This window comes from Staphylococcus sp. MI 10-1553 (assembly GCF_010365305.1).
In the GTDB taxonomy this organism is placed as follows: domain Bacteria; phylum Bacillota; class Bacilli; order Staphylococcales; family Staphylococcaceae; genus Staphylococcus.
Map to the genome: position 1 here is coordinate 2502060 of NZ_CP048279.1, position 23027 is coordinate 2525086.

The following is a 23027-nucleotide window of genomic DNA, read 5'->3' on the forward strand; positions in this document are numbered from 1 at the left end:
TTATATCTCCTTATATTTCATTTCGTATTGATAGGTGCCCATTTTTTCATCACCTTGAAATAATGCATAATGCACTTTTAACTTACCGCCATCCGGTGTCACAAAATGAAGAATGCTCATCGTATGCACCGTCAACACCATTTTTCCATGAGGCAATTCGTAAAAAGTTGTCGTATCTTGCCCTTCGATAAAATGCATGTTCATATTGATATCGCCTTTGCGAATCAGTTTAACACTCTCACCTGTCAGTTTAATCGTCACATTGACAGTGGCATCTTCAATTTGTTCTTGGTAACGAATCCAATCCTCGTCTTTTTTCAACCATTGGCCCGTTGTTTGATGTGAAAAATGCTCTTTTTGCGCATCTCTTTTCACAATTTGATGGACATCAATTTTGACGTTATGCTCCATGGTCATTTTCACCTTACTTCATCAAATAATACTTGCCATTATATCACATATGACATGTGCTGAACGTATAGAATTTCACATTTATCACGCAATTTGAGTCGAAATCATGACAAAAATGCACAAGGTGACTCCCTTCTAAAGTCACTTCGCATAAGTTGTTTAGAAATCAAGTCACCTTTGGCCGGTATGACTCAAACTGCAATGAAGTCTCACATTATTCTGTATCCTCAAACGCTTGGTGTAACGTTTCTGACGCATTGGCCCACATGTCAGGATTGTGCGTTTTAAGAAAGTCTGCTAATATTTGACGATTTTCTGCCCCAATATGATCCACAATCATTTTATGTTTCATTGATTTATCCATCATATTGACATGTTCTGGCATACTTTTATAGCCACGACGAATCGTTTTATTTACTAATAAATACGCCGCAGTCACCCCTGCATAGTAAGGGCCTTGTTCACCGCGTTCTGTTGTCACCCAACATAGCCAGTACGCTTTTGCTCCTTCTACATCGACAGTCTCTTTATCAGTAATCCATTTCACACCACGTTCTACTGCTGCACGTGCATGCATGGCACCAATGTCAATAAAGGCCTCTTGCGCATCGATATCGATAAAAACGGGCGCAATATTATCGAGACTGATCGAACCAATATTTGTCCCTTTATGACCATCGAGTGGATCGTTCTTGATAATATTAAAGTTAAACCCTTTTTTCTCAGCCATCTCATTGTACCTCCAAATCTTTTCATACTTTTTAAAATGCATCGTTCCAGTTGTGAATGTATTGAACACTCAAACAGTTAATTCAGTTCATTTAATAAGTTAATGATTTTCCCTTTAAGCTCTGGGTCTTCAATTTTCATAATCAGTTCTTTCGGGTAATACAGTTTATAATCTTCACGTTTAATCCCCGTAATACTTGAAATGATAAGCGATTGGCTACTAATTTCACGAATACCGCCATTATTTTGAAGTAAGTGGATCGGTTGTCGATTGGAACCTGGTCGATCGTAATCGTAAGGTAAATCGGAAAACGAATCACTCACAAAATAGTAATCCGGATCAATGCCTGCTTGTTCAAATAAATCACGGAGCTCCGTAATCGTAATAATCGAGCCATCAAACGGTAAAAACTTAAATAAATCGCGATGAATGAAGCGTCGTGCCAAATCACTTAAAATGGGGTCGTCTTCATCAATCCAACGTTTCAAATAATACGTCACATCCGCTTCATCCAATTGGACGTATTCTTCAACAGTCGCACGATTTTCGAAAAACGGCACAAAATCACGAGGCGCAATATTAAACTCATAACCATGCTCGTATAAATATTTCGCACGTTTAAAACAATGATTCAGGACAACTTCACCACCGCGACTTACCGGATGGAAATAAATTTGCCAATACATTTGATAGCGGCTCATAATAAAGTTTTCAACTGCATGCATCCCGCTCTCTTTAATCAGCACTTCATCTGCTGAAGGGCGCATCAACCGCAAAATCCGTTCCATATCAAACATACCATAAGATACCCCTGTAAAATAAGCGTCTCGTTGTAAATAATCCATACGGTCAGCATCAATTTGTGACGAAATCATCGACACGACCAATGAATTGTGATGCGTTTTATTAATCACTTCTGCCACTTCAGCTGGAAATGTTTCACTCACACGTCGCAATACCGCATTCACTTCCGTATCGCCCATAATCATCGCTTGCGTATAGGCTTCGTGATCGGTATTAAAAATCTTTTCAAAACTATGTGAAAACGGGCCGTGCCCTAAATCATGCAACAACGCCGCACACATCGCGAGTGGACGATCGGCATTATCCCACTCTTGGCGATCTTTAAACGTCTCATCAATCATGCGACGGACAATTTCGTACACACCGAGGGAATGACCAAAACGACTATGTTCAGCAGTGTGAAAAGCTAAATTCAATGTCCCGAGTTGTTTAATCCGACGCAACCGTTGAAATTCCTTTGTTTTGATTAAATCCCAAATCAGCTGATCTTGAACGTGAATATAGCGATGAATGGGATCTTTGAACACTTTCTCTTCTGATAACTTACGTGTAACATAAGCTGTTTCTGTCAATCAAAACCCTCCTTGTTAGCATTTAACTTAATGGCTTTTTCATGAGTGCGAGATTCATCGTTTCACCGTACATCACATGCTCATATGTACGAATGATTTCAAAGCCTTCTTGTTCATAAAATGCGACACCTTTTTCATTTTTCGTATCGACTTCTAAATAGACCGCATCATATTGACCTTCATAATGTGCGAGACCTTGTTCTAAAAGTAAACGACCATATCCTTTATTTTGAGAATGTGGGCGTACGTAATGCGCAGATAAATACAGTTCACTACCTTGAATAAAATTCGCAAAACCGACCACTTCTTGATCTTCAATCGCAACCATGAATAATTGTTCTTCTAATCGTTTACGCAAATGCTCTTCGTTATATGAAGCTGCGAGGAGTTCATTCACAGTTGAAGCTGCATAAATATTTAAGTACGTATTGTACCACGCTTTCGTCGCAACATCGCGGATACCTATTACATCATCTGGTGTAGCAATTCTTACTTCATACATTCCACATTTCGCTCCCTTATTGCTTGCTAGAATACTTTTTATTATATCATAAATAAGGGGCTAAACAGCGGAGAAAATACTTCTGATTGCATGTGTTTTCGAGTGGATGAAAATTTTGATTGACACGATTTGAACAACAACGGTGTAGGATAAAATCAAGCTATTTGAATATGATTCATCTGCATATAAAAAAGAGACGTGCCTTCTCGAGCTAAGGGGCGTCTCTTTGCTTATGTTTATATTGAATAAGAAATTGGCCTTACGCTTTACGATTCGCCAATTTTTCTTTTAATTTACGGTCTTGTTCTTCTTTGCGACGTTTACGTTCTTCATTACGTTTTCTCAAACGCTCTTCTTCTTCAGGATCGCGTGGTTTTTGAAGCTGCTTCTGAACTTTTTCCATTAATTCTTCTTCCGTTGTTGCAGCAAGTGGACGGTTATTAACAAACGCAAATGTTTTACGTCGACCTGGTCCACAATATGATTGACAACCCACTTCAATCTCAGCGTCTGGGTCAAGCTTTTTCAGTTTTTGTGTCAACGTTTTAAGATTTACTGCTTGGCAATCATCGCAAACCAAAAATTTATTTTTCACCTCGACGTCCCACCTCTCAATTTTTTAACTCTATTCATTTTACTCTTTTTTCACAATTTTTCAAGGTAGAAATACTTAAATAGCGATATGAATTGGTTTGAAATAGTTTTTTTAGCATGTGTTACAAACATTAGGCGATATGACAACTCCTGTATTCATTTATAGGACAGCGCTGTGACATCCCGATTTCCCTTCCAATCCCATTAGTCAATTGTCACAAATTTATGCTTTAAGCGGTTCACGCATGCCACACATCGCCGTTCAACACGTTATCATTCATCTGTCATTGGGCTCTTTTCAATTCAAAATCCACAAAAAAATACCATTGAACAAATGAGACATACCTTTTATGATTGTGTTGATTTATAAAATAATAAAATAAAGGTGTGATCACATGAAAAGATTCTGTTTGATATTCTTACTGTTTCTCTCATGCTTTCTTCTTATGCCTTTCGATGTTACTTATGCCAAGGGGAGACAAAAGCCTGTTCCAGATACAGTGGCAGATCCCCACAGTAAATATACTGCATTGTACAAAACGACTAGAGGTGCCTATTGTACAGCCATTCTCATTTCATCCACTGCCGCACTCACCGCTCGACATTGTAGTGGCCCTCAACCTTTAAAAAAAGCTGGTACGATATATCCAGGGGCAAACGGTGACAAAACACCCTTTGGTTATATGAATATTAGCAATTATATTCCAAATCCAAAGTATGATATTGCGATACTTAAAGGAACTGAAAGAGATCAAGACAAATTCTACAGATACTATATTAGACCATTCACGACGACAGTGAGAGGTTACACAGATGCTGAGTTTCAGAGTTTCGTTGGTTCTGATATTTATTCCTATGGCTATCCACAAAAGGACGTTGTTTATAAGAAACTTCAATACCGTAGTGATGGCAACATTACTAGTCATGAACCCGCTCGCTCTTACCTGCGTACCGATATGCCTACCTTTTCAGGGCAGTCAGGGTCGGGGGTCTTCAAAAAAGACGGTCAATTTCTTGGAATTATCGTCACAAGAACACAAGATCACAAAGCAAATGTACTCGACTTTAACGAAGATCTTGCAAAATGGATTAATGACAATGCGAAATAATGCTTTGTCATATTTTTAACTCACGCCAAAAAGAGGTTGGAACTCGATATCCGGCCTCTTTCTCATTTTGCACTTTCATCTCAAAACTTCACAGATATATCATTTCATAAATTTTTAATTATAATGCTTTAATATATTAAATATCTTATATCAAAGGTGTGATCACATGAAAAAATTATCTCTGATACTCTTACTATTTCTCTCATGCTTTCTTCTTATACCTTTTAACACGACTTACGCCCAAAAAGGCACACAAGTCCCCGTGCCAGATACAGTTGCAGATCCTCACAGTAAATATACTGCATATTATCAAGTGACTTCCACTCGCGGTTGTACGGCCATCCTGATTTCATCAACTGCCGCCCTCACCGCTAGACATTGTGTAGGCACTCAACCTGCACAAAGAAGCGGTACAATCTATCCAGGGCGAAATGGCGACAAAACACCCTTTGGCTACATGAATATTAGCACTTACATTCCAAATCCAAAGTATGATATTGCGATTATCAAAGGAACAGAAAGGGATCAAGATAGATTCTATAAATACTATATTAGACCATTCACGACGACAGTTACAGGTTACACTGATGCTGAGTTACTCGGTTTCGTTGGTTCTGAAGTATACTCCTATGGTTACCCAAACAGGTCACCAGCGCCTAAGAAAGTACAATACCGTAGCGATGGTAAGATTTATAAATATGTAAAAATCCCAACACCTATCCTTCCAACGTATATGCCTGGTTATAGCGGACAATCAGGGTCAGGGGTCTTCAAAAAAAATGGTGAATTTATTGGAATTATCAGCACAAAAACAGACAAGAACACCGCAAATGTACTCCCTTTTACTCAAGAAATTGCAGAATGGATTAATAAAAATGCGAACTAGCACATTACTGTTTCCTTAAATATATTCAACGCACTTCAAAAGAGGTTGGAACTTGATGTCCGGCCTCTTTCTCATTTTGCACTTTCATCCCAAAACTTCACAGATATATCATTTCATAAATTTTTAATTATAATGCTTTAATATATTAAATATCTTATATCAAAGGTGTGATCACATGAAAAAATTATCTCTGATACTCTTACTATTTCTCTCATGCTTTCTTCTTATACCTTTTAACACGACTTACGCCCAAAAAGGCACACAAGTCCCCGTGCCAGATACAGTTGCAGATCCTCACAGTAAATATACAGCATATTATCAAGTGACTTCCACTCGCAGTTGTTCAGCCATCCTGATTTCATCAACTGCCGCCCTCACCGCTAGACATTGTGTAGGACGTGAACCTGCCAAAAGAAGCGGTACAATCTATCCAGGGCGAAATTTAGACAAAACACCCTTTGGCTATATGAATATTAGCACTTACATTCCAAATCCAAAGTATGATATTGCGTTAATCAAAGGAACAGAAAGGGACCAAGACAAATTCTATAAATACTATATTGGAAAATTCTCGACGACAGTTACAGGTTACACTGATGAAGAATTTAAGAAGTTTATTGGTGATGAGGTTTACTCCTATGGTTATCCTAACAGGTCGCCAGCGCCTAAGAAAGTACAATACCGTAGCGATGGTAAAATTTATATATATACAAAAATCCCCAACCTTTACCTTCTAACGGATATGCCTGCTTATAGCGGACAATCAGGCTCGGGGGTCTTCAATAAAAATGGTCAATTTCTTGGTATTATCATCACAAAAACAAAAAAGAACACCGCAAATGTACTCCCTTTTACTCAAGAAATTGCAAAATGGATTAATGACAACGCGAAATAGTATGTTACTGGTTCCTTAAATATATTCAACGCACTTCAAAAGAGGTTGCAACTCGATGTCCGGCCTCTTTCTCATTTTGCACTTTCATATCAAAACGCCATAGACATGTCATTTCATAAAACTTTAATTATAATGCTTTAATATATTAAACATCTTATATCAAAGGTGTGATCACATGAAAAAATTATGTCTGATACTCTTACTGTTTCTCTCATGCTTTCTTCTTATACCTTTCAATACGACTTACGCCAAAGGAACACAAGTCCCCGTGCCAGATACAGTTGCAGATTCTCACAGTAAATATACTGCATACTATCAAACTACTTCAGGCAGCTATTGTACAGCCATCCTGATTTCATCCACTGCCGCAATCACAGCTAAGCATTGTGTAGGCGCTAAACCTGCCAAAAGAAGCGGTACAATCTATCCGGGACTAAATGGAGACAAAAGACCCTTTGGTTATATGAATATTAGCACCTACACTCCAAATCCAAATCCAAAGTATGATATTGCGTTGCTCAAAGGAACTGAAAGAGACCAAGATAGATTCTACAAATACTACATTAAAAAATTCACGACGACAGTTACAGGTTACACAGATGATGAGTTAAGCCGTTTCGTTGGTGATGAGGTTTACTCCTATGGTTATCCTAGCAAGAAGCAAGCTCCTAAGAAATTACAATACCGCAGTGACGGTCAAATTACTAAACACAGAAAAAAACCAAAACCATACCTTCTAACGGATATGCCTGCTTATGGCGGTCAATCAGGGTCGGGGGTCTTCAAAAAAGATGGTCAATTTCTTGGTATTATCATCACAAGAACAGACAAGCACACCGCAAATGTACTTCCTTTTACCAAAGACATTGCAAAATGGATTAACGAAAATGCGAAATAATACACTGTAGTATTTTAAGTTCACGCCAAAAAAGAGGCCGGCACTTGGTTGCTAGCCTCTTAACTTATATTGCGATTTAGCTGTGTAGGGATCTATTGTATCACCTTTCAACATTTATTTCCTACAAACCCATTAGTCAATTGCAACAAATTTATCCTTCAGTTTGTCAAAGCATGTCTTACATTATCGTTTAGCACGTTATCATTTATTTGCAATTGTTTTTTGATTTAACACCGCAGAAAATTGCCATTGAACTAATGATACATACTTTTTATGATTGTGTTGATTTATAAATAATATAATAAAGGTGTGATCACATGAAAAAAATATGTTTGATACTCTTAATGTTTCTTTCATTATTTCTACTTAGCCTTACCAATACTGCTTATGCCAAGGGGAAACAAACACCTGTTCCAGATACGGTGGCAGACCGTCACAGTAAATATACGGCATTATACAAGACTGCTAACGGTCGCTATTGCACAGCCATACTGATTTCATCAACTGCCGCCTTAACTGCAAAACATTGTGGAGGACCTCATCCTGCAAAAAGAAGTGGCACAATATATCCAGGGGCAAATGGAAACAAAACACCTTTTGGTTATATGAATATTAGTACCTATACGCCACATCCAAATCCAGATTATGATTTAGCGATACTCAAAGGAACTGAAAGAGATCAAGATGAATTCTACAAATACTATATTAGAAAATTCACGACGACTGTCAGAGGTTACACAGATGAAGAATTGAGGAAGTTGATTGGTAATGAGGTATACTCCTATGGTTATCCTCACGGGAAGAAATTTCATAAGAATATGCAATATCGTAGCGATGGTAAAATTACAAGTTATAAAAGCAAACCAAAACCTTACCTTCTTACGGATATGCCTGCTTTTTCTGGGCAATCAGGGTCTGGTGTTTTCAAAAAAGATAGCGAATTCATCGGAATTATGGTCACAAGAACAAAGGGTAACACTGCAAATGTACTCCCTTTTACCGAAGACATTGCAAAATGGATTAACGAAAATGCGAAATAATACACTGTAGTATTTTTAACACTCTTCAAAATGAGGTTAGCACTTGATTGCTAGCCTCTTGTTTTTGTGTGATGTGACTTTGGCAAGGTGCCTTGCTCACTTTATTAATCATTTTTATTTCAATGTCTCATCTCTTAATTTTTCCTAAAAATCAATGATTCAAATGACTCAACTTTATCTTTTATGATATTTATGAATGTCATGCATCGGCGTTACGCACGTTATCATCCATCTGCAATTTTGCGTTTTTAAATTTAAATATAAAGAAAAACAACATAAAATAAGTTATACATACTATTTTTGGTTATGTTAATATTTTAAATATAATATAACAAAGGGGTGATGGTGTGAAAAAGTTACGGTTGTTGCTTTTATTGTCTGTTGTATTCTTGCTCCTTATTCCTGTAGATGTGACTTACGCCAAAAAAGGAACACAAGTGCGCGTTCCAGATACAATTGCTGATTCTCACAGTAAATATACTGCGAAATATAAATCTGGTATTTACCACACTTGTACAGCTATTCTGATTTCATCAACTGCTGCAGTCACTGCTAAACATTGTGGAGGTAATCGACGCTTAAGATATGGTGGCACGATATATCCTGGTGCATCAGGATACAGTACACCTTTTGGTTACATGAATATTAGCGACTATATTCCAAATCCGAAGTATGATATTGCGGTTATAAAAGGCACTTTAAGGGATCAAGATAAATTTTACAGATACTATATTAGACCTTTCAAAACAAAAGTAACAGGTTATACATCGGAACAATTACAGAGATTTGTTGGTAAAGAAGGCTATTCCTATGGCTATCCAAACAGAGATAGTATTTATTATCAATACCGCAGTGATGGCAACATTACTTTCTCTCAAAAAACACCGCTCTATCTTCGTACAGAATTGCCAGCTTATGGAGGGCAATCTGGGTCTGGAGTATTCACCAAAGATAGTGATTTTATCGGGATTATCATCACAAGAACACCTACAGATTTCAAAGCCAATGTGCTCCCTTTTACTACAGATATTGCCAATTGGATCAATAAATACGCAAATTAAAAATTGTCCGCATCTTTAAAATACTGTATAACTCACGTTAAGAAGAGAGGCTAGCACACGATTTCTAACCTCTCTTTTGTATTATATTTTAACTGTAAAATTAACTTGGTTTCACCCACACCTCTACGCTCCATTGCAGTAACTCGCCTACCTTTTATTTCGATTTATGTCCAATACGATTGGTTGTGAGACAGTCTTTCACTTACAACATTGGACGAACTCTCTCCATTACAAATCTATTATTCAACTGCCACAAAATTACCTTTTAGTTCGTTGCTCAATGTCAGTTGTGAACGTTCATTCTGTCATCTTTTTTCAAAATCTCATTCTATTTATTTTTAAATATACACAAATATATTATCACATAAATAATACATACTATTAATTATTGTGTTAATATATTTAATATAATATAACAAAGGTGTGATAACATGAAAAAGTTACAATTACTTCTCTTATTGTCTTTAGCATGCACTATTCTTACGCCTGTCGATGCTGTTTACGCCAAAGAAGATGGAGTGACCTCAGATGCAGTTTCTAAGCCTCACCAAGACATTGTTCCAGACACGGTTAAAGACCCTCACAGTAAATATACGGCAAAATTCAAAATGAAAGATGGCCGCGTTTGTACAGCTATTTTAATTTCATCAACGGCCGCATTAACCGCTCGACATTGTGTAGGAAACACACGTAAAACAAATGTCGGGACGATATATCCTGGTGCTTCAGGATCGAGTACGCCTTTTGGTTATATGAATATTAGTGAATACATTCCAAATCCAGATCTAGATCCATTTAAAAAGTACGACATAGCGATATTAAAAGGAACCGAAAGAGACCAAGATAAATTCTACAAATATTACATTAAAAAATTCAAAACGTCTCTTAGAGGTTATACAGATGACCAATTTAAGAAATTCGTCGGCAAAGAAGTATACTCTTATGGCTATCCTTACAAAGGAAGCGATTTTTATCAATACCGGAGTGATGGTTCAATTACTAGTTATATTGAAACCTTCAAATATCTCTATACGGATATGCCAGCATTTGTAGGTCAATCAGGATCTGGTGTCTTTACAAAAAATGGTGATTTTATTGGGCTCATTATCGAAAGTACAACACAAAAACATGAGGCAGTTGTACTCCCTTTTACTCAAGAAATTGCAGACTGGGTAAACAAGAACGCAAATTAGTTTCTTACTGTGTCGTATATTTCTTAACTCCCTTTATCACTCATACCAAAAAGAAGAGGCTAACACGGTTTCCAGTCTCTTCTTTTAGTATGGTTCTATGGTTCGACTGTAAAATGAACTTAACGTTATTCTCTACATATATTCTTTTCATCATTACAGAAATTTGCTCATTTTTTGAACAAGTGGATGCTCTTTCTACAAATCCATTATTCAACTGCCACAATTTTATTTTTCAAATTATTACACAAGTACAGTCACAAGCGCTCTGTCTCTTATCATTTATTCGAAATTTTAGCTCTCCCATTCAAATCCGAACGTTAATCTTATTGCATAAATTATAAATACTATTTTAAATTATGTTAATATATAAAGTATAATATAATAAAGGTGTGGTGACATGAAAAGATTACAATTATTGCTCTTATTGTCTTTAGCATGCTTTCTCCTTATGCCTAATAATGCCGCCTATGCCAAAGGAACACAAGTGCTCGTTCCAGATACAGTTAGAGACACACGAAGTAAGTATACTGCAAAATATGTATCCGGTATCGGCCACACTTGTACGGCCATTCTGATTTCATCAACTGCCGCAGTCACTGCTAAACATTGCGGAGGGACAAAACCCATAACACCTGCCGGGACGATATATCCAGGTGCATCAGGACCAGATACACCTTTTGGTTATATGAATATTAGATATTACTTTCCTCATCCAACGCAAGATATTGCAGTAATTAAAGGGATTTTAAGGGACCAAAGTAAAGCCTATCAATACTATATTAGACCATTTAGTACAAAAGTTACTGGTTATACAAATGAGCAATTAGAGGGCTTCAAAGATAGCGAAATCTATTCTTATGGCTATCCATACAGAGATGGTGTTTTTAAGCAATACCGCAGTGATGGCAAAATCACTTCTTACAGCAAATATCTTCCTCTACTTAGTACGGATATGCCTGCATATAAAGGTCAGTCAGGGTCTGGCGTCTTCATAAAAAATGGCAATTTTCTTGGAATTATCGTCTCAGCAACAAATGAAGACGAAGCAAATGTACTCCCATTTACTGAAGATATTGCAAATTGGATTAACGAAAAAGCGAGTTAGGAACTTTACTGTAGTCATATAATTTCCTTAAGATTATCCTCATACCAAAAACAAGAGGTTGGTATATAGTTTCCAGCCTCTTCATTATGCTGTGATTTAACTGTAACGTGAACTTAAACGCCATACTTTTATTTTTCTTCATTACCGATTTTTTCATATCCAATTTTAACCGAGAGTTTTCTGCACTTCTCCTACAACCCCATCATTCAACTGACGCCATTTTCTTCTTATATTCCACTATTGGATATCATACATCGATAACTCATTCGTTATAGCTCATTCTAGGCTTTTACTCCAAAAATATTTTATATATTTTTATAAACTTTAAATATATTATGATAAAATATAAATATATTATACCAAAGGGGTGCTCATATGAAAAAATTACGATTGGTACTATTAATGTCTCTAGCTTGCTTTCTACTTATCCCTTTCAACACTACTTACGCCAAGGGTACACAAGTCCTCGTTCCAGATACAGTAAAAGACACTCACAGTAAATATACTGCAAAATACGAATCTGGTATACGTCGCGTTTGTACAGCCATCCTCATTTCATCAACTGCTGCAGTCACTGCTAAACATTGTGGGGGAACTCAACGCTTGTCACCTGCTGGCACAATATATCCAGGTGCATCAGGACGAAATATGCCTTTTGGTTATATGAATATTCGATACTACATTCCACATCCAACCCAAGATATTGCAGTAATCAAAGGAATTTTAAGAGATCAAAGTAAAGCCTATCAATACTATATTAGACCATTCAAAACTACAGTGACAGGATATTCAGATAAAGTTTTTAAAAGTTTCGTTAATACTGATGTCTATTCTTATGGCTATCCATACAGAGATGGTGTTTTTAGACAATACCGCAGTGATGGCATTATTAAATTTTATGTTCAACCTCCTCTTCTTGTTACGGATATGCCTGCTTTTGGCGGGCAATCGGGGTCGGGCGTCTTCAAGAAAGATGGACAATTTGTCGGAATTATCATTGGAAGGAGAGGAGATGGCGAAGCAAACGTACTTCCTTTTACTACAGAAATTGCGAAATGGATTAACGAAAACGCGAATTAAGGTTGCTGTAATCGTATAATCTTCCTATCTTTATCACTCACGCCAAAGAGGCTGGTACATTGATATCCTCCCTCCAAAGTGGACATTGAAAAAATGAAAACTTTGGAGGGAGTTTTTATGCCTTTTATTAAAAAACTTAATGTCAATCAATATCTTCATATTTTTGAAGCTTATGAAAAAGGATATTCATTTCAACTCATTATTAACTCTTTAAATATTGATATTAATGCACAAACCATAGCTTCACAGGATTGTTATTTCATAAAATTTTAAAGTTATTCTTTTAATATATTAAATAACCAAATATTAAAGGAGTGATAACATGAAAAAATTACGATTGATACTATTACTGTCACTAGCATGCTTTATCCTTCTCCCTATCGATGCTACTTACGCCAAAAAAGGGACGCAGGTACTCGTTCCAGATACAGTTAAAGATCCTCACAGCAAATATACTGCTAAATACGAGTCTGCGGACCACTCACATTGTACGGCCATACTCATTTCGTCAACTGTCGCATTAACTGCTAAACATTGCGGCGGGGATCACCCTACAACATATAATGGCAGAATTTATCCAGGAGGGTCAGGGTTGAGTACGCCTTTTGGTTATATGAATATTAGTAGCTATATTCCAAACCCGGACTATGATATTGCGATACTGAAGGGGACTGAAAAAGACCAAAGTAGAGCCTATCATTACTATATTAAACCATTCAAGACACCTGTTAGAGCTTTCAGTGATCAAGAATTATACGGTATCATGGGGCTTGACGTATACTCGTATGGTTACCCTTACAAGTTTAGTGGTTATAAGCAATACCGCAGCGATGGTAGCATTTATTATTATTATAAAGATGTCGCTTTTGTTCATACATCATTGCCTACTTATGAAGGGCAATCGGGATCTGGTGCTTTCTTAAAAGATGGTAAATTTGTCGGTATCATTATCACAAGAACAGAAAAATTTGAAGGTAATTTCCTCCCTTTTACCCAACAAATCGCGGACTGGGTTAACAAAAACGCAAATTAACACCTTATCGTTTCACTTATTCCTAAACACTCATGCCAAAAAAGAGGCTGGCGCACCATCTCCAGCCTCTTCCTTAATATTTTGAACTATCAAATAAGACAATGTGCCATGCTATTTCACGCATAGAAAACATGTATGCATTGTTTCGGATAACGGGAGGCGTTGAGGTCTTCTTTTCATCTATTTTCACCACACATTATATCGTTCAACTATATAGTTTAATGATATAGTCGGACTGCATATCTGTCATACAGCCAAAAAAGAGGCATTGAACACTGTCATCTGTAAATGAACCCAGACAATTGTTCAACACCTATAGATATAAGAATCTGTATTATTTTTTAACTGGAATGCTGTCTGTAATATCGATACCTAACACGAACGGCATGATAAAGTACACGACAACAATAATTACAACGATACTGATCAAGTTCATGACAAACCCTTTGACTGCCATTTCTTTAATTTGAATTTTACCTGTACCAAAGACAATCGCGTTCGGTGGTGTCCCTACCGGCAACATGTACGCACAGTTGGCCGCCATCGCTGCAGGTGCCATTAACAGTAATGGGTGCACGTCAATCGCAACAGAGAGTGTCGCTAATATCGGTAAAATCATTGTAGCTGTCGCTGTATTGGATGTGATTTCCGTTAAGAACAAGATAAACACTGTAATCACAAGGACAATAATCATCGGGCTGACCCCTTTTAACAATGTCAGCTGTTCACCGAGCCACGCCGCGAGTCCACTTTGTTGGATCCCTTTGGCTAATGCTAAACCGCCACCAAATAGAATTAATACGCCCCACGGTAATTCTTTTGCGACAGACCAATCTAAAATACGCTTATGTTGGTGTTTCGCTGGAATTAAAAATAGTAAAATGGACACGAACATCGCAATCGTACCATCTGCCACGAGTTCTGTGAAAGCCCATTTGGATAATAAAAATTCACGTGAAATCCATAAAAAGCTCGCTAATAAAAAGACGACGAATACGACTTTTTCTTCATATTTGATTTTACCTAAAGCGTCCAATTTGTCTTTAATGACTTTTTGACCACCTGGCAATGTTTTCATGTCATGACGGAACGCTACAAATTTGAAGTAAAGCCACGCTAAAAATAGAAGTAACATGACTGTAGGTACGCCAACAATCATCCATTTCGCAAAGCTGAGTTCGCCACCAAAGTTTGTCGCATATTGCCCTTTTAAAATAATTAACGGCGGTGTTCCAATAAGAGTGCCCAACCCTCCAATTGTGCCGGCATAACCGATACCAAGCACAAGTGAGCGTTCAAATTTTTGAATACTTTCATCACTATCTGCTTCTGTTTTCAATGCATTGGCTTCTTTAATAATGGCCAAACCAATCGGAATCATAATCATTACCGCAGCTGTGTTCGATACAAACATCGATAAACCACCTGTTGCGACCATGAAACCAAGTAAAATACGCCCTGTACTTGTACCAATACTGCTAATAATCGTGAGCGCAATGCGTGTATGTAAGTCCCAACGTTCCATCGCAATGGCTAGAATAAAACCACCTAAGAAAAGATAAATAATATCATTCCCATATTGTGCGGACACGGTTGCACTGTTCATGACGTGTCCTAACGGCAACAGCACGAGTGGCAATAAACTTGTCGCAGGAATTGGAATGGCCTCTGTAATCCACCAAATCGCAATCCAAGCTGTAATCGCGAGGACGTAAACCCCTTTGAAAGATAAATCATCCGGTCGAACAAAAAGTAAAATCAATGCGAACAGTAATGGTCCGAGGACGAGTCCGATTGCTTGAGCCAATGTGTACGATGGATCTTTCTTTTTGTCAGTAAAAAAAGTTAACAATCTTGATTCGTTTGGATTGTTCATGATGCATCCCCCTTTGTTTTCAATAGAACATCCCAAATTGTATTAATTTTTTAAATAGTATAGCATATTTGACGATTGTGTATCTAGAGTAAGTTAAGCGCTTTCTTTACTGGCATTTTTTATTTTGATAGAAAGACCTAAAAGCTAAATCATAAGTAACGCCAGTAACAATTGAAGCATCGTTAACGCCATCTGTACTGGCGTTTTTTTAGCAACACACGGTCACTCATCTGAAATGTATACACTATTTTTTAGCAGGTAACTTCAATATCGTAATCGGTTTACGAATAAATGACTTAGCCACTTGATCCGAAATTAACAATCCGACCGCAATCGCACCTGCAATCAACGTAGCACGGACGAAAATGTCACTCGCTTCATTAAAGTTTAATGTCAACAGTTGTTGGGTCGCTTTAAAAAATATACTTCCTGGCACTAACGGAATAATGCCTGGCACCATGAAGAGAATCACGGGCGATTTATATTGACGAGCCATGATATGCGAAATGATGCCGAGAATAAAACTGCCATACAGACTCGCGTATATACTGTCGATGCCGAATATTTCAAAAGCGATATGAAACGTTAAATAACCGAAACCGCCACATAAGCCTGCCGGGAATAATAACCGCTTCGGCGCATCATACACAAATGCAAAACAAAAAGAGGTTAAAAAGCTACATATAAAAATGAATAATATTGTCATTGTTGCCACCGCCTACAAAATGAGAAACGCTGTCGTCACACCTGCACCAATCGCAAATGATGTGACAATCGCTTCTAAAAATTTGGCGGTAAACATGAGCATGTGACGTCCGAATAAATCTTGTATAGCTGTCGTAATTAAGACTCCCGGCACAATCGGCATCACCGCCGCAGTAATAGTAGCGCCGATATGAGGGCTGTCCAACCAATGATTCAACGGTATCGCAATTAACCCTATCACAATGGCTCCTAAAAAGTCGGGAATAAATAATGTGAGTTCTTTATTTTTCATCCATTCTGTCACGAAATATCCCATTGCACCGGCGAGCACTGCAGGTAGCAAGTCTACCCATGTGGCGCCCTGTAAATATAAAAAGCCCATCGATATCAGTCCCGCAAACAACATTTTGTGCCCTAATGCATACCGTTGCTGTTCATGTTCTAATTGTTTCAACATCGCATAAGCTTGTTTAAAATCAATCGCCTGTCGTGCAATTTGACGCGAAACGTGATTCACTAAATAAATATTTCTTAAATTCGTGTCGTTCTTTTTAATCTTCACCATGCGTGTTTCGTGATCCGGTGATAATGAAAAATTAATAAAAATATTAAGCGCATAACCTTGTGTCTCTTCGTATCCGTAACTTTGTGCAATCCGAGTCATCGTATCTTCCACACGCGTCGCCTCAGCACCACATTCTAATAAAATACGCCCTGCCAATGTCACCAGATTCGTAACCTCTCGATCCGTGGGTATGTATCGCGTCATCTCCGTCACCTACTTTTATGTATTTCTATCTGCATCCAAATTGAAAAGGCTCATACGCTGCCACTTAGTCTAAAAATTATAACCGATTTAAGATGAGATTGCTATGGTGATTCAAAAGTACGTCTACTTATATTAAAATTGATATACTTGCTACTTTGAATGCCAAAAATCATTTCACTCAATCATAGCGATTGGTTTCAAATTTCAATATCATCGATGTAAGGAGATGATAAGAATGACTCAAACATCCGACAACACAAACAAAACTTATGAACATGTTTTCAGAAGCGACAACAGTCTAGCAATGCGTTTAAGTAACGAAACAATTCAGCACATTGGTTTTGAGATTGGAGATACAGTTGAAGTACAAAAAATAAATGGTGATTTGTTTGTTACTAAAAAAGAAACATCCGTTGAAGATGGCATCAAAAAGTTCTACCAAAATGGTGGCAAATATGACGAATCAGAAGTAAATTTCGGTAAAAGTGTAGGGCGTGAAATATAAGCGTCCTATACGTAATCAACATTACATCATTCACTGCGCCTTTTTCTTTCAATTTCCCACTCGACAAGCACTTTTTTCATTTTACAAACTTTTACTAAAAGAATGTGTTTGCTTTTTATATACAATAATTTTGCACAGTTACATATTTTCAAAACCATTTACGCTCTTTCCGTATTAGATTTTCTTTAAAATCAAAAAGACAGTGCCGCCCTCATATCGACGTACACTGCCTCTATACACTATTGTTCAATTTTCATTAATGTATCAAAACGCTCTGTATCTAAACGGTGACCGACGAAAAAGCTACCAAATTCACCGTAACGTGCAGTCGTTTCATCAAAACGCATTTCATAAACGATTTTTTTGAATTGGAGCACGTCATCTGCAAATAGCGTCACACCCCATTCGAAATCATCGAAACCTACTGAACCTGTAATGAATTGTTTAATTTTACCTGCATATTTACGACCAATCATACCATGATCGTACATTAATTTTTTACGTTCTTCCATAGATAACATATACCAGTTGTATGTCTCATTACGACGTTTGTTCATCGGATAGAAACAGATGTATTCTTTTTCTGGTAATTCTGGGTACAATCTTGCTTTCACATGTGGGTTTTCGTATGGATCTTCATTCGAATCCCCTGCCAGATAGTTACTCAATTCTACAACAGATACGTATGAATATGTCGGAATGAAATGGTCTGAAATGGCTAACTTATTAATTTCGTTTTCAATTTCAGTTAAATCTTTCATTTCTGGACGTAAAATCCATAACAGTAAGTCTGCTTTTTGACCTGTCACGTTATATAAAACTTGGTCACCTTGTCCCTCTGATTGTGCCTGTTTCAAACGATCCATTAAACGATGAAACTCAGCAATCATGTCTGCTCTATCTTCTTGTGGCACTAAACGCCAAGATGCCCAATCTATCGCATAAAATAAATGTAAACTATACCAACCATCTAAAGTCTCTGCTGCATGACTCATTCAGAACACTCCTTAGAATTAATATTATCTGTACAAACTAAATTTTATCATAAATGATGCAGACACAACGATTTAAATGATTACAAATTAGTGTCATGGAAATCTCACTATAAATACCGTATAATAATAGATGGAAAATCGATGAAGGAAAGTAGAGGAGGACCATTATGTCTAGTTTATTAGATGTACTTAAAGACAAACTTTCAGGTAAAAATGTGCGTATCGTATTACCAGAAGGAGAAGATGCGCGTGTATTAACAGCAGCTGTCGATTTACAAGCTTCTGACTATGTTGCGCCGATCGTATTAGGGAATGTTGACAAAATTAAAGCACTTGCTGCAGAAAAATCTTTAAATATTGAAGGTTTAAATATCATTCAACCTGATACTAGCGACCTTAAAGCAACACTCGTTGAACAATTTGTAGAGCGTCGTAAAGGGAAGGCGACTGAAGAGCAAGCACAATCTTTATTAAATGATGTGAACTACTTCGGTACAATGCTTGTTTATGCAGGTCATGCAGACGGTTTAGTGAGCGGTGCAGCCCACTCAACAGCAGACACTGTTCGTCCAGCACTTCAAATTATCAAAACAAAACCAGGTGTTTCTAAAACATCAGGTGTTTTCTTCATGATTAAAGAAGACCAACAATTTATTTTTGGTGACTGTGCGATTAACCCTGAATTAGCCGCATCAGACTTAGCTGAAATTGCTGTAGAAAGTGCGAAAACAGCACAAAGCTTCGGCATGGACCCACGCGTGGCGATGTTAAGCTTCTCAACAAAAGGTTCTGCAAAATCAGACGACACTGAAAAAGTCACTGAAGCAGTAAAATTGGCACAAGAAAAAATCGACGCTGAAAACTTATCAGACGTCATTATTGATGGTGAATTTCAATTTGACGCTGCGATTGTACCAGAAGTGGCTAAGAAAAAAGCACCTGATGCAAAAATCCAAGGTGACGCTAACGTATTTATTTTCCCAAGTCTTGAAGCAGGTAACATTGGTTACAAAATTGCTCAACGTTTAGGCGGTTACGATGCCATTGGTCCTGTCCTACAAGGTTTAAACTCACCTGTGAATGACTTATCACGCGGTAGCTCTACAGAAGACGTTTACAACTTATCTATTATTACAGCAGCTCAAAGTCTACAATAATGGATTTAGCACACAAATATTTTAATGGTCACACATGGCGCTATGTGGACCATTCTTCTGGTTTAGAGCCCATGCAGTCTTTCGCATTTGACGACACCTTTTCGGAAAGTGTCGGTGCTGACTTATCTCCTAGTGTTGTGCGGACATGGGTACATCAACATACGATTATTTTAGGCATTCACGATTCACGTTTGCCTTATTTGAAAGATGGCATTCAATATTTAACAGATGAACGTGGTTATAATGCGATTGTGCGTAACTCAGGCGGTCTTGGTGTCGTCCTAGATCAAGGTATTTTAAACATTTCCTTAATGTTCAAAGGGAAAACTGAAGTGACCATTGATGAGGCATTTACGGTCATGTATTTGTTGATGAGTAAAATGTTTGAAGATGACTTTACGGAGATTGCGACACATGAGATTACGCATTCGTATTGTCCAGGCAAATTTGATTTAAGTATCAACAATCAAAAATTTGCCGGTATTTCACAACGCCGTGTTCGTGGCGGGATTGCCGTTCAGATTTACTTATGTGTCGAAGGATCAGGAAGTGAACGTGCGGAATTGATGCGTCACTTTTATGAACGCGCATTGAAAGGTGAAACGACGAAATTCACTTATCCAGACATTCATCCGTCCAGTATGGCGTCATTGGAAGAATTGCTCGGCCGTCCAATGACCGTGCAAGATGTCATGTTTAAATTATTGTATGCGATTAAAGATTTAGGTGGCAGTTTAAATATGGACCCGATTACGCCACACGAATGGGAACGGTATGAGCATTATTATGAACGTATGCTCGATCGTAACGCAAAAATGAATGCAAAATTGGATTAAACTACAGAAAAGACATACTATTGATGAAAAAAGCAGGTTCGGGAACATCCCCCACCTGCTTTTCTTTTCGTTTATTAATCATTCAAACTTAGAGTCACGTCTCATGGTTACATCAGGACATGTGTATTGGTCTTTAAATCACCACTGCCCGAATTATTCTAGCTATTTATATGAGAGTGAAACGCCTGAATTCTATCACCTATTTCATCTCTCACCCGCTGAAATTCTGACCATGCTTTGCCCGCCGGATCATCAAAGCCCCAATGTTCTTTTTTAACGTATTGTGGCAAAGTAGGACAATTTTGGTCTGCATCACTACATAACGTAACGACTAAATCGGATTGTTTGATGATTTGGGGATCCATCAAGTCAGAAGTATGATGAGAAATATCGATGCCAATTTCTTCCATCGCTTTGATCGCTTGAGGGTTTACGCCATGTGTTTCAATCCCAGCAGAATAGACATTCCAATCGTCACCTAATATGTGTTTGCCCCATCCCTCAGCCATTTGACTGCGACATGCGTTTCCAGTACATATAAAATAAATTGTTTTCTTATTCATATTCAAACCTCTTCCTTAAAATAGAATGCGTGTCATGTATAAACCTAGAAGTGCGATAAATAGCACTGGTATCGTCGTTATGATACCCATTTTAAAGTATGTACCCCACGAAATCTTTACACCTTTTTGGGTTAATACATGCAGCCATAATAATGTTGCTAAAGAACCAATCGGCGTCATTTTAGAGCCTAAGTCAGAACCTATGACATTCGCATAAATCATTCCTTCTTTAATCGTTCATACAATATCAGCTTGTCCAATTGCAATAGCGTCTATTAAAACAGTAGGCATATTGTTCACCATAGGAGACAGGAACGCTGCTATAAATCCCATCCCCATGATGCTACTGAATAAGCCATAACTCGAAATATGCGTCAATACATCCACTAAAATCGTTGTAATCCCTACATTTTTCAATCCAAAAACCACCAAATACATCCCAATAGAAAAGAGAACGATATGCCATGGTGCGCCTTTAATCACTTGTTTGATACGCACGACTTTTGATTGACGCGCTATTAAAATAAATATGAATGCGATAGTAGACGCAATGAGGGATACAGGGATTTTTACAAATTCGCTGATTAAATAACCTACGAGTAAGAGCACTAAAACAATCCATGACATATTAAATAAATTGTGGTCTTTAATCGCCTCTTTAGGTAATGTCAGATTTTGGGTATCGAACGTTCGAGGTATCGATTTTTTGAAATATAGCCATAAAACGAAAATGCTCGCCATTAATGAGAAGAGGTTAGGAATGATCATGCGACTCAAAAATTGAATAAAGCCAATATCAAAATAATCCGCCGAAACAATATTCACTAAATGACTCACTATGAGGGGGAGTGATGTCGAATGAGCAATAAATCCACTCGCAATAACAAAAGGGGAGACCGCCTTTTGATTAAAACCTAAACGGCGGACCATTGCTAAAACTATAGGTGTCTATATGAGGGCCGCCCCATCGTTCGCAAAAAATGCTGCCACTACTGCCCCTAATAACATCACAAAAACAAACATTTTCAAGCCATTGCCATTTGCTGCCTTGGCCATATGTATCGCAGACCATTCAAAAAATCCAATTTCATCTAATATGAGTGAAATCAAAATAATAGCGATAAATGTAACAGTTGCATTCCATACAATTCCAGTAACTTCAACTACGTCAGAAAAGCTGACAACGCCCGAAATCATTGCAAGAACTGCACCGATTAACGCGGTCACACCTTATGTCTAGATTTTTAGGGCCATATCACAAAAACTAAAGTAAACAGAAAAATGAGGATCGCTAAAAATGTCATGCGCGACATTCACCTGACTTTATCGTTACATATACAGCGTTCATGAGAAGTGTGAATGAAGTTGATGTTTTCATTAATCGCTTCTAACAATGCATGATTCAGTCGATACATACGTTTATTACCACTTTTTCTTGTAAAAATCAACTCGTTATCGACTAAAGCCTTCATATGATAACTGAGCGTAGGTTGTGAAAATTGAAAGTGTGCCAACAAATCTCAAGCACATCATTCCCCACAAGAAAGTATGGCGAGTATTTCTAATCGACTCGGATCAGCTAAAATTTTTAATATTTTGGAAAGCGCTTGATATGACATCTTTATACCTCCTAAACTTTAAATAGATTAACATCTATATAGATAATTGTCTATGTAGAATTTTGTAAGCTTAAAGAAATACGACTTAA

General features: G+C 37.5%; 23 protein-coding genes and 3 pseudogenes. 14 read left to right on the top strand and 12 right to left on the bottom strand.

Annotated elements, in window-relative coordinates; translation table 11 throughout:
- The 5 genes from GZH82_RS11820 to GZH82_RS11840 form a co-directional block, all read right to left on the bottom strand.
- Complete coding sequence (locus tag GZH82_RS11820) at positions 1-411, bottom strand: YwiB family protein (RefSeq protein ID WP_162682657.1); 411 nt, start codon at positions 409-411, stop codon at positions 1-3.
- A gap of 214 nt (positions 412-625) precedes the next feature.
- Positions 626-1141 (bottom strand): YwhD family protein, encoded by a 516-nt coding sequence (locus GZH82_RS11825; RefSeq protein ID WP_162682658.1) that lies wholly within the window; start codon positions 1139-1141, stop codon positions 626-628.
- A gap of 77 nt (positions 1142-1218) precedes the next feature.
- A complete protein-coding gene (locus GZH82_RS11830) occupies positions 1219-2517 on the bottom strand; it encodes an HD domain-containing protein (RefSeq protein WP_162682659.1) in 1299 nt (432 codons plus the stop codon).
- Between the two features lie 22 nt (positions 2518-2539).
- Positions 2540-3019 carry a GNAT family N-acetyltransferase gene (locus GZH82_RS11835; RefSeq protein ID WP_019166272.1) on the bottom strand — a complete coding sequence of 160 codons (480 nt, stop codon included), beginning with the start codon at positions 3017-3019 and terminating at the stop codon, positions 2540-2542.
- Positions 3020-3278: 259 nt separating this feature from the next.
- Complete coding sequence (locus GZH82_RS11840; RefSeq protein ID WP_014614671.1) at positions 3279-3614, bottom strand: YuzB family protein; 336 nt, start codon at positions 3612-3614, stop codon at positions 3279-3281.
- A gap of 394 nt (positions 3615-4008) precedes the next feature.
- Between GZH82_RS11840 and GZH82_RS11845 the strand changes: the two genes are divergently transcribed.
- The 11 genes and pseudogenes from GZH82_RS11845 to GZH82_RS11895 all read left to right on the top strand — a co-directional run bounded on the left by GZH82_RS11845 (position 4009) and on the right by GZH82_RS11895 (position 13913).
- The gene (locus tag GZH82_RS11845) at positions 4009-4722 is read left to right on the top strand and encodes a trypsin-like serine peptidase (protein ID WP_162682660.1); all 714 of its coding nucleotides are present in this window, start codon (positions 4009-4011) and stop codon (positions 4720-4722) included.
- 166 nt (positions 4723-4888) lie between these two features.
- Positions 4889-5608, top strand: coding sequence for a trypsin-like serine peptidase (locus GZH82_RS11850; protein WP_162682661.1), 720 nt, complete (start codon positions 4889-4891; stop codon positions 5606-5608).
- A gap of 175 nt (positions 5609-5783) precedes the next feature.
- Positions 5784-6503 carry a trypsin-like serine peptidase gene (locus GZH82_RS11855; protein WP_162682662.1) on the top strand — a complete coding sequence of 240 codons (720 nt, stop codon included), beginning with the start codon at positions 5784-5786 and terminating at the stop codon, positions 6501-6503.
- A 175-nt stretch (positions 6504-6678) separates the two neighbouring features.
- Positions 6679-7401 (top strand): trypsin-like serine peptidase, encoded by a 723-nt coding sequence (locus tag GZH82_RS11860; RefSeq protein ID WP_162682663.1) that lies wholly within the window; start codon positions 6679-6681, stop codon positions 7399-7401.
- Positions 7402-7718: 317 nt separating this feature from the next.
- Positions 7719-8441, top strand: coding sequence for a trypsin-like serine peptidase (locus tag GZH82_RS11865; protein ID WP_162682664.1), 723 nt, complete (start codon positions 7719-7721; stop codon positions 8439-8441).
- A gap of 347 nt (positions 8442-8788) precedes the next feature.
- Positions 8789-9502 (top strand): trypsin-like serine peptidase, encoded by a 714-nt coding sequence (locus tag GZH82_RS11870; RefSeq protein WP_162682665.1) that lies wholly within the window; start codon positions 8789-8791, stop codon positions 9500-9502.
- A gap of 431 nt (positions 9503-9933) precedes the next feature.
- Positions 9934-10695: a trypsin-like serine peptidase gene (locus GZH82_RS11875; RefSeq protein ID WP_162682666.1), complete on the top strand. Its 762-nt coding sequence runs from the start codon at positions 9934-9936 to the stop codon at positions 10693-10695.
- A 397-nt stretch (positions 10696-11092) separates the two neighbouring features.
- Complete coding sequence (locus GZH82_RS11880) at positions 11093-11800, top strand: trypsin-like serine peptidase (RefSeq protein ID WP_162682667.1); 708 nt, start codon at positions 11093-11095, stop codon at positions 11798-11800.
- A 402-nt stretch (positions 11801-12202) separates the two neighbouring features.
- Positions 12203-12823 (top strand): annotated as a pseudogene (locus GZH82_RS11885) (trypsin-like serine peptidase); the annotation flags it as partial.
- 174 nt (positions 12824-12997) lie between these two features.
- Entirely contained in the window at positions 12998-13153 is a 156-nt protein-coding gene (locus GZH82_RS11890) for a hypothetical protein (protein ID WP_162682669.1), read from the top strand.
- A 49-nt stretch (positions 13154-13202) separates the two neighbouring features.
- Positions 13203-13913 (top strand): trypsin-like serine peptidase, encoded by a 711-nt coding sequence (locus tag GZH82_RS11895; protein WP_162682670.1) that lies wholly within the window; start codon positions 13203-13205, stop codon positions 13911-13913.
- A gap of 334 nt (positions 13914-14247) precedes the next feature.
- Here GZH82_RS11895 and GZH82_RS11900 read toward each other — a convergent pair whose 3' ends face one another.
- The 3 genes from GZH82_RS11900 to GZH82_RS11910 form a co-directional block, all read right to left on the bottom strand.
- Positions 14248-15789, bottom strand: coding sequence for an SLC13 family permease (locus tag GZH82_RS11900; RefSeq protein WP_162682671.1), 1542 nt, complete (start codon positions 15787-15789; stop codon positions 14248-14250).
- A gap of 244 nt (positions 15790-16033) precedes the next feature.
- Positions 16034-16495: a threonine/serine exporter family protein gene (locus tag GZH82_RS11905; RefSeq protein ID WP_162682672.1), complete on the bottom strand. Its 462-nt coding sequence runs from the start codon at positions 16493-16495 to the stop codon at positions 16034-16036.
- 12 nt (positions 16496-16507) lie between these two features.
- Entirely contained in the window at positions 16508-17263 is a 756-nt protein-coding gene (locus GZH82_RS11910; RefSeq protein WP_203232810.1) for a threonine/serine exporter family protein, read from the bottom strand.
- A gap of 235 nt (positions 17264-17498) precedes the next feature.
- Between GZH82_RS11910 and GZH82_RS11915 the strand changes: the two genes are divergently transcribed.
- Positions 17499-17768, top strand: coding sequence for an AbrB/MazE/SpoVT family DNA-binding domain-containing protein (locus tag GZH82_RS11915; protein ID WP_162682673.1), 270 nt, complete (start codon positions 17499-17501; stop codon positions 17766-17768).
- A 239-nt stretch (positions 17769-18007) separates the two neighbouring features.
- Here the strand turns inward: GZH82_RS11915 and hemQ are convergent, their stop codons facing one another.
- Complete coding sequence (gene hemQ, locus GZH82_RS11920) at positions 18008-18763, bottom strand: hydrogen peroxide-dependent heme synthase (RefSeq protein WP_162682674.1); 756 nt, start codon at positions 18761-18763, stop codon at positions 18008-18010.
- A gap of 167 nt (positions 18764-18930) precedes the next feature.
- Between hemQ and pta the strand changes: the two genes are divergently transcribed.
- Together pta and GZH82_RS11930 are read left to right on the top strand one after the other, a co-directional pair.
- Positions 18931-19920: a phosphate acetyltransferase gene (gene pta, locus GZH82_RS11925; protein ID WP_162682675.1), complete on the top strand. Its 990-nt coding sequence runs from the start codon at positions 18931-18933 to the stop codon at positions 19918-19920.
- The gene (locus GZH82_RS11930; RefSeq protein WP_162682676.1) at positions 19920-20756 is read left to right on the top strand and encodes a lipoate--protein ligase family protein; all 837 of its coding nucleotides are present in this window, start codon (positions 19920-19922) and stop codon (positions 20754-20756) included. The genes pta and GZH82_RS11930 overlap by 1 nt, the downstream gene beginning before the upstream one ends.
- Before the next feature lie 158 nt (positions 20757-20914).
- On the opposite strand, the gene arsC is transcribed toward GZH82_RS11930, so the two are convergent.
- From arsC to GZH82_RS11945, 3 genes and pseudogenes are all read right to left on the bottom strand, one after another.
- Positions 20915-21319 (bottom strand): arsenate reductase (thioredoxin), encoded by a 405-nt coding sequence (arsC, locus tag GZH82_RS11935; protein ID WP_162682677.1) that lies wholly within the window; start codon positions 21317-21319, stop codon positions 20915-20917.
- A 15-nt stretch (positions 21320-21334) separates the two neighbouring features.
- Positions 21335-22623 (bottom strand): annotated as a pseudogene (gene arsB / locus GZH82_RS11940) (arsenite efflux transporter membrane subunit ArsB).
- Positions 22620-22938: pseudogene (locus GZH82_RS11945) on the bottom strand (ArsR/SmtB family transcription factor). Before GZH82_RS11945 ends, arsB begins: the two co-directional pseudogenes overlap by 4 nt.
- Positions 22939-23027 lie beyond the last annotated feature (89 nt).